The sequence below is a fragment of the Streptomyces boncukensis genome, assembly GCF_011045075.1.
Classification (GTDB): domain Bacteria; phylum Actinomycetota; class Actinomycetes; order Streptomycetales; family Streptomycetaceae; genus Streptomyces; species Streptomyces boncukensis.
Genome location: NZ_JAAKZZ010000365.1, coordinates 1 through 7,634, shown reverse-complemented (window position 1 = coordinate 7,634; position 7,634 = coordinate 1). Strand labels below are relative to the sequence as shown.

Annotated in this window: 7 protein-coding genes and 1 tRNA gene; 7 read left to right on the top strand and 1 reads right to left on the bottom strand. The window is 71.0% G+C overall.

Translation table 11 applies throughout. The annotated features are described in order from the left end of the window. The first annotated feature begins 477 nt into the window (after nucleotides 1–477). The 7 genes from G5C65_RS26765 (at nucleotide 478) to G5C65_RS26735 (ending at nucleotide 7,250) form a co-directional block, all read left to right on the top strand. Nucleotides 478–1,878, top strand: a complete 1,401-nt coding sequence (locus G5C65_RS26765; RefSeq protein ID WP_338146678.1) for a PucR family transcriptional regulator — start codon at nucleotides 478–480, stop codon at nucleotides 1,876–1,878. A gap of 188 nt (nucleotides 1,879–2,066) precedes the next feature. Beyond that, nucleotides 2,067–2,561 (top strand): flavin reductase family protein, encoded by a 495-nt coding sequence (locus G5C65_RS26760; RefSeq protein WP_165301508.1) that lies wholly within the window; start codon nucleotides 2,067–2,069, stop codon nucleotides 2,559–2,561. 48 nt (nucleotides 2,562–2,609) lie between these two features. Next, nucleotides 2,610–3,836, top strand: a complete 1,227-nt coding sequence (locus G5C65_RS26755) for an acyl-CoA dehydrogenase family protein (RefSeq protein WP_165301507.1) — start codon at nucleotides 2,610–2,612, stop codon at nucleotides 3,834–3,836. A gap of 61 nt (nucleotides 3,837–3,897) precedes the next feature. Then, nucleotides 3,898–4,746, top strand: a complete 849-nt coding sequence (locus G5C65_RS26750) for a cupin domain-containing protein (protein WP_165301506.1) — start codon at nucleotides 3,898–3,900, stop codon at nucleotides 4,744–4,746. Then, entirely contained in the window at nucleotides 4,743–5,495 is a 753-nt protein-coding gene (locus tag G5C65_RS26745) for an aldolase/citrate lyase family protein (RefSeq protein ID WP_165301505.1), read from the top strand. The genes G5C65_RS26750 and G5C65_RS26745 overlap by 4 nt, the downstream gene beginning before the upstream one ends. Beyond that, the gene (locus G5C65_RS26740; protein WP_165301504.1) at nucleotides 5,492–5,983 is read left to right on the top strand and encodes a nuclear transport factor 2 family protein; all 492 of its coding nucleotides are present in this window, start codon (nucleotides 5,492–5,494) and stop codon (nucleotides 5,981–5,983) included. Before G5C65_RS26745 ends, G5C65_RS26740 begins: the two co-directional genes overlap by 4 nt. A 25-nt stretch (nucleotides 5,984–6,008) precedes the next feature. Then, complete coding sequence (locus G5C65_RS26735; protein ID WP_165301503.1) at nucleotides 6,009–7,250, top strand: DUF3500 domain-containing protein; 1,242 nt, start codon at nucleotides 6,009–6,011, stop codon at nucleotides 7,248–7,250. Nucleotides 7,251–7,471: 221 nt separating this feature from the next. Here G5C65_RS26735 and G5C65_RS26730 read toward each other — a convergent pair. Continuing rightward, a tRNA-Arg gene (locus G5C65_RS26730) sits at nucleotides 7,472–7,546 on the bottom strand. Nucleotides 7,547–7,634: the final 88 nt, after the last annotated feature.

The following is a 7,634-nucleotide window of genomic DNA, read 5'->3' as shown; positions in this document are numbered from 1 at the left end:
ACAGCACGACGAACTCACCGAGTGGATCGGCGGCAGCTTCGACCCCGACCACCTCGACATCGACGACATCAACAAGCAACTCGCAGACATCTGATCACCAGCGGAACCTCCGCAGCGAAGCACTAGGGGGTGTCCTGCGGATCACGCTGGGCGGAGGCTGCCCCGTACGGCTTCGTTGCACGGTGCGGGCGCTCGCTGGTTGCTCGCGCAGTTCCCCGCGCCCCTGACGGGGGCGCATTCGTGCCCCGCCAGGGAAGCGGGGAACTGCGCGACCAGCCTCCGCCAAGCTCTCGGCTTCGCTCGAGCAGGGGGTACCCCCATCGCCGCCGCAGTCCGCAATGCACGGGCCGGGGCAGTCCCGACCCGGCAGCCCGGCAGTCCCGGCGGAGGGCAACCATGATCCGCAGGACACCCCCCCAGCCGCTCCTCGCACCTGCACCGGCGCCTTCGCCCAGGTGCAGGTGCACGGCTGCCGATGTGACGGGCAAGCCCGTCGCCCTGCGCGAGGAGGACGGTGTGACGGCTCATACGAGTCAAAGGCGGTTGCGGCGGGCGTGGCTCGCGCGGCTGAGCCCGCAGGGCGAGGTCGATCTCGGCGGGGCGGCCTTGCCGCGCACCGTGATCGAGGAGGCTGTCGCGCGACTCGGCCGGACCCCTGCGTGCTGGGCGATCGAGCTGAGTGCTGTGGTGGTGCAGCGGATCGTCGCCGAGGTGCCGCACCTGGGCGGCAGTCCGGCCGCGGTCGAGATGCTGCGCCGGGGCAATGAGGCGACCACCGTGCGGGCGCTGTCCATTCTGATGGGCAGCCCCGCCGCCGTCGCGCCCGTCGGCGAGGCGACGCTGGAAGGCATCCGTGAGTTCGTCCACCGGGCCATCCCCCTGGAGCGCGTACTGCAGGGGGTCCGGATCGGGCACGCGGCCACCACCGAGGCGTTCCTGCGGGCCTGTACCGAGCTCGTCGATCCGGACAGGGTGGTCGAGGAGGTCACGGCCGTCTCCCGGGAGCTGTTCTGCTACGTCGACGACCTCTCCGACGCCATGATCCGCACCTACCTCGCGGAGCACGAGGTGTGGAGCACCAGCGCGGCCGCCGCACGGGCCGGCCTCGTACGCTCCCTGCTCAGCGGCGACGCAGCTGAGGCAACCGTGGACACGGACGAGGCATCCCGGGCCCTCGGATACAACCTGCGGCGTACGCATGAGGCGGTCGTGGTGTGGTCGGACGCCCCCGACGCGGGATCCGCCCTGCAGGCGGCGGCGATCGAGGTACTGCGGGCCCGTGGGGCCACGGCGACGCTGGCCGTGCCCATGGCCGCGGGACGGCTGTGGGCCTGGGGCGCCGTGCCTGACAGCGGCGGCGTACGCAAGGACGGTGCAGGGAAGACCATCGCGGACGCGCTGGCAGGCCGGCAGCTTCAGGCCGCCTTCGGGACGCCGGGTGCCGGGGTCGCGGGGTTTGCACGCTCACACCACGAGGCCCAGCGCGCGGAGCGACTGGAACGGCTGCGGCGCCACGCGGGGCGGAGGGTACGGCCGGTCACCTCCTACGCCGACGTTGCCGCCATCGCGCTGCTGGCCACGGATCTCGAAGCGGCCGCCGACTTCGTACGCCGGGAGCTCGGCGCTCTCGCCGGCCCCAGCGCGACGATGGAGGCGCTGCGGACCACGCTGTACCACTACCTCGGCGCCGAGCGCAGTCTCGTCGAGGTGGCCGGGCGTCTGCACGTGGCCCGGGCGACCGTGACCTACCGCGTGAAGCGAGCCCAGGAGGTCCTGGGCCACGGTCTCGACGACCGCCGCTTCGCCCTGCACACCGCCCTGGCTCTCGCCGAGGAACTGGGCGACGCCGTTCTCACACCCCCCGTACCCCAGTCGTGAGCGGCGTGAGAGGCACCGGCCGGATCCGCACCTCAGTCCAGCAGATCAACCAGAGAGCGGAAGTCTCGGCTCGCAGACCAAGCAGCCGCCTGAAATGCGGAGTTGACTTTGATATGTCGGACGCGACGATGCACCGGACCACCCCGGCGCGTGCGGCACACCGAATCCAGCACACCGGGAGGCACGTGATGATCGACCAGGACACCTTCGTCGAGCTGATGAGCGGAGTCTGCGCCCCCGTCACGGTCGTGACAGCGATCGCGACGGACGGGCGTCCGCACGGCAGCACCGTGTCGAGCTTCGCCTCGCTCTCTCTGGCCCCTCCACTGGTGAGCTTCGCCCTGGACCGCTCCTCCGGCCTGCTGCCCCATCTTCCGCCCGGGGCCCCGGTGGGGGTGAACATCCTCGGCGCCCACCAGCAGGACGTGGCCGCGGCGTTCGCCCGCCGGCACCAGGGGCCCGGCTCGAAATTCGACACCGCCACCTGGACGATCCGCGACGGGCTGCCTCATCTGCCCGAGTCCGCCGCCTGGACCGCGGGACGCGTTGAACGGCACGTGGACGGCGGTGACCACATCCTGCTCGTCGTCAGCGTCGAGGAGGCCGAATCCACCCCCGCCGCCCCACTCGTCTATGCACGCCGGACCTTCGGCACCCACTCCGCCCTCGCCGTCGCGAGCTGACCCCTACCTCTTCTACCTCTCCCCTTCACTGACCCGGAAGTGACGACGATGAGCATCACCACGGACTCCCCCCGTACCGCTGACGGCACCGGCACCGGCACCGGCGACCTGCGAGCCGACCTCGTCGCGCGCGCCACCGACCTGCGGCCGTTGCTCGACGGCAACGCCGAACTGACCGACCGCGAGCGCGGGGTACCCGCCGACACCATCGAGGCCCTGGCCGGCGCCGGCCTGCTCTCACTCATGCAGCCCGCCCGCTACGGAGGTCTGCAGACCGACTTCCGTACGCTCCTGGAGGTCGCCCGCGAGGTCGGGCGGGCCTGCGGCTCCACCGGCTGGCTGACCTCGCTGCTCAACGCCAACGCCTGGTTCGTCGGCCTCTTCCCCTCCCGGGCCCAGGACGACGTCTGGGCCGACACCCCGCACGCTCGCGTCGCGGGCGTCGTCACGCCCATGGGCACGGCGGAGCTGGTCGAGGGCGGCTACCGGGTGAGCGGGCGCTGGACCCCTGCCTCCGGGTGCGCGCACGCCGACTGGGCGATCCTCGGGGTCAAGCGTCCGGACGCGGACGGCACGGCGGACGCCGTCGGCATCGTGCTCGTGCCGATGCCGGAACTGGCCGTGGAGGACACCTGGTTCGTGACGGGCATGCGCGGGACCGCGTCGAACACGCTGATCGGCGAGGACCTGTTCGTGCCCGCGCACCGCTTCCACTCCGTGCCCGACGCCGTCGAGGGCCGCTACGCCACCCCCTTCACCGACGAGGCGCTCTACCGGGCGCCGTTCGTGCCGGTCACCGCGCTGGTCCTGACCGGGCCCCAGCTCGGACTGGCGACGGCCGCCGTCGACATCCTGCTCGACAAGGCCCCGAGCCGGGGACTGACCCTGACGAGCTACAGCTCTCAGGCTCAGGCCCCCACCGTCCAACTCGCCGCCGCACACGCCGCATCGCTCACCGACTCCGCCCACCTGCACGCCTTCCGCGCGGCCGCCGACATCGACGACGCCGCACGGACCGGCCGCTTCCCCCCGTACGACGACCGGGCCCGGATGCGGATGGACACCGGCCGGGCAGCCGTACTCGCGCGGGAAGCGGTCGACATCGTGTGCTCGGCCCAGGGTGCCTCCAGCTTCGGCGAGTCGAACCCGCTGCAGCGCATCTGGCGTGACATCGAAGCGGGAAGCCGGCACGCCGTTCTCAACCCCGAGGTGGCCGCCGAGATCTACGGCAAGTCCCTGTTCGGCATCCGCGGCACCGTTTCCGCACTGGTTTAGGGCAGTCCCGCCGGCGCCCGGTCCCTCCGCAGTCCATGCGATACCCGAAGGAGATTCTCTGATGAGCATCGCCACCCTCACCGGAGCCGCCGTCGTCGACGAGGTGGCCGCGCGCGATCCGGACCGCGTCTCGGCCGGCGGCAGCCGCACATGGTCGGTATGCGGGCGCAACTTCGTCGTCGCGATCACCGAACTGACGACGGGCGACCGGCTCACCGAGCACGACCTGCCCGACGAGTACCTGCTGCTCGTCCAGGATGACGCCCTGGTGGGCGTGGAGCATGCCGGTCAGCCGCGGGTCACCGTGGCAGCGCCGGCCCTCGTCGTCATACCGGCAGGCACCAGCACGGTCTCTACGGCGGCACCCACGACGGTGGTGCGGGTGTTCACCGCGCGCTGCGACGAGCAGATGCGCCGGGCTGTCAACCACACGGCAGGGGCCGACCCGCGGACCGCACCGCTGCCCGAACCCACCGAGCACGGCAGCGACCGGATCCGGGTGCACCGCCTCAGCGACATCCCGGTCCAGGAGAGCCGCTTCGGCCGGATCTTCCGCACCGCCTCGCTCATGGTCAACTGGTTCCCGGCGCAGGACGGGCCGCGCGACACCGAACGCCTGACACCGCATTCCCACGCGGACTTCGAGCAGATGTCGGTGACGCTCGCCGGAGACTACGTGCACCATCTTCGCGTTCCGTGGACGGCGCGGATGAGCCAGTGGCGTGACGACGAGCACGCCGAGGTCGGCAGTCCCTCGATGACGCTGATCCCGCCGACCGTCATCCACACCACCCGTGCCGTGGGCCCCGGCCTGCACACTCTCATCGATGTCTTCGCCCCGCCGCGCGCGGATTTCCTCGCCCAGGGCTGGGTTCTCAACTCCGGCGACTATCAGGGAGGCCGGCCGTGACCGGCGACGAGCTGCCCCGGCTCGGTGCCTGGGTCAAGCTCCCCACGCCGGAGAGCGTCGAACTGCTCGCCCTCGCCGGATTCGACTTCGTCGTGATCGACGCCGAGCACGGTGCGATCGACCTCCGCACCATGTCGACCATGATCGCCCTGGCCCGCGGCTACGACATCGCGCCGTACGTCCGTGTCCCGGGCACCGCGCCCCGTGACGTGCAGATCCCGCTCGATGCGGGTGCGGCCGGCCTGCTCGTCCCGCAGATCAACTCCGTCGCCCAGGCCCAGGACGCCGTACGCGCCGTCCGGTTTCCTCCGCTCGGCATGCGCGGGGCCAGCACGTCCGGGCGGGCCGGCCAGTGGGGGCGCGCCCCGCTCAGCGAGTACCTGCGCTCCGGGAACGACAACGTCCGCCTCATCGTCCAGGCCGAGAGCGTCACCGCCCTGGCGTCCATCGCGGAGATCGGCGCGGTGGCCGGCATCGATGCGGCTTTCATCGGGCCGATGGACCTCGCGGTCTCCGGTCGGTTCCAGGAGGGCAGCACCGAAATGGCAGACCTGATCACAGCGGCCGAGCAGAACTGCGCCGACCACTGCGTCCCGGTGGGGACCGTGGCTGCGGGCAATGCCGCCGAACTGCTGGAGCGCCGCGGATACGACTTCCTCGTCCTGGGGGCCGACACCACCATCCTGCGTCAGGGCGCACACGCACTCGTGCAGGCCGCACGGACCGCCACGCTGGGAGCCGGGCGATGACCCCCGAGGCCGGCACCATCGCCAGCCCGACGCCGGCCACCCTGCTGCATACCGAGCTGTCGATGCTGGTGACGGCAGTGTGGTACGAGATCGACCACGGTGACGGCGCGGCGGCGGCCGGCTTCTTCACCTCCGATGCCGAGCTGACGTTCTCCCGCCGGACCTTCCGCGGCACCGACGAGATCAACGGCGTCTACCGTGACCGCGCCGCCCGCGGGCCCAGGGTCTCGCGCCACCTGATGTCCAACTTCCATGTCCTGCGCCACGAGAGGGGTCACGTCGAGGCCGTCTCCGCCCTGGTGCTCCACGCACAGGACGGCACACCACCGATCCCGGCGACCGTGCCGGTTCTCATCGCCGACGTGTACGACCACTTCGTCCGGACCGGCAACACGGACGAGCACACGAGCCGCTGGCGGATCGCCTCCCGACGGATCGAGAACCGCTTTTTGACGCCCGGCGACGTCCTGGCAGTTCCGACCGAGTAGTTCGACCGACCGGAAGGAGACGACGATGTCTTCTCAGCAGCACCAACCGGACGAATTCCCGCTGCCGGACGCCCCCGGCGATCTGCCGATCGTCGACTCCCATCTCTTCGACGACCTCCTGCCCCCCGAAGCGGCGTTCGAACTGACCGCCGGCCTGCGGGGGTATCGTGAACCGTTCGTCGGCATCACCGAGGACGGCACCCCGCGACCGGGCCTGTACCGCCTCAACGACGCGGGCGCCTCCCCCAAGGCCGCGGTCACGGCGGCCGAGGCGTACCTCGACGGACTCGCACCCCACCGACGTGTGGTCGGCAACCTGCCGATGGACGCCGCGGAATGGCGGCTGTGGACCAACGCGATCCCGACCTGGCACCCCAAGGGCATGCGCCTGGAACGCCTGGCCGAACGCGACCGCGACCGGGCACTCGCCATCATCGAGGCCGGCCTCAGCCCCGGCGGCTACGCCCAGGTCCGGGCCGCGATGGTACTCAACGCGAACCTGGGCGAGCTGATCGACGACTACCGCGACACCCTCACCGAATACGCCTACTGGTTCACCGTCTTCGGCACGCCCTCACCCGACGCTCCATGGGGATGGCAGCTGATGGGGCACCACGTAGACCTGCACTGCGTCTTCGTGGCAGGACAGGTGGTCCTCGCCCCGGTGTTCCTCGGCGCCGAACCCACCATCGGTACCGGCCGCTTCGAAGGCGTCCAGGCGCTGCGCGACGAGACCGAAGTCGCCCTGCAGTTCCGCCGCACCCTCGCCCCCGACCGGGAAGACGAATTCCTCATGGGACCGTCGCTGCGGACCGAGGATCTGCCGCCCGAACTCGCGGGACCGTGGAACGGCCGGCATCTCTCCGGCGCGGGCAGCGACAACCTCGTCCTGCCCGCTGAGGGCATCATTGCCGCCAGCCTGCCCACCGAACAGCGGGACGGTCTGATCGAGTTGATCCGCGTCTATCTCGACCGCCTCCCGCCGGCGCAGGCCGAGCACACCCTGTCCCTCGTTCGCGACCACTTCGACGAAACCCGGTTCGCCTGGCGCGGCGGACACGACGACGTGTGCGCGTTCTACTACCGGATCCACTCCCCCGTGCTCCTGGTCGAGTACGACAACCACCCCGGCGTCTTCCTCACCAACCCCGAACCTGCCCGCTACCACGTCCACACCATCGTGCGCCACCCCAACGGAGGCGACTACGGACGTGACCTCCTCGCCCAGCACTACCGGCTCCACCACGGCGGACACGAAGCCGGTTGACCACCCGAAAGACGCCCGATGCATGCCCCGAGCTTCCGCCGGCCGCCATCGCCTCACCCCTCGCCGCGCGCCCGTACGACGTGCGGCACCCGGCGCTGTCCACCTGTAGTCCACGGACCGCGACATAGGGCCGCCGCCCAGGGTGGCACACGGCTGCGTACGCACGAAGACCCCGTACTCAGCATCTGTGCTGGTCACGGGGTCTTCAGGCACCTTGGAAGTGGTACCCCCGGCAGGATTCGAACCTGCGCACACGGCTCCGGAGGCCGTTGCTCTATCCCCTGAGCTACGGGGGCGTGGTCGTCTTTGCGGCGACAGGTAGAACACTACCAGCTCGGGGGCGGTGCTCCGGAACCCGGATTCACGTGGGGGTGGTCCTGGGGG

Coding starts and splice junctions, on each gene's coding strand:
- G5C65_RS26760 (WP_165301508.1), top strand. CDS start 2,067: ATGATCGACCAGGACACCTTCGTCGAGCTGATGAGCGGAGTCTGCGCC.
- G5C65_RS26755 (WP_165301507.1), top strand. CDS start 2,610: ATGAGCATCACCACGGACTCCCCCCGTACCGCTGACGGCACCGGCACC.
- G5C65_RS26750 (WP_165301506.1), top strand. CDS start 3,898: ATGAGCATCGCCACCCTCACCGGAGCCGCCGTCGTCGACGAGGTGGCC.
- G5C65_RS26740 (WP_165301504.1), top strand. CDS start 5,492: ATGACCCCCGAGGCCGGCACCATCGCCAGCCCGACGCCGGCCACCCTG.
- G5C65_RS26735 (WP_165301503.1), top strand. CDS start 6,009: ATGTCTTCTCAGCAGCACCAACCGGACGAATTCCCGCTGCCGGACGCC.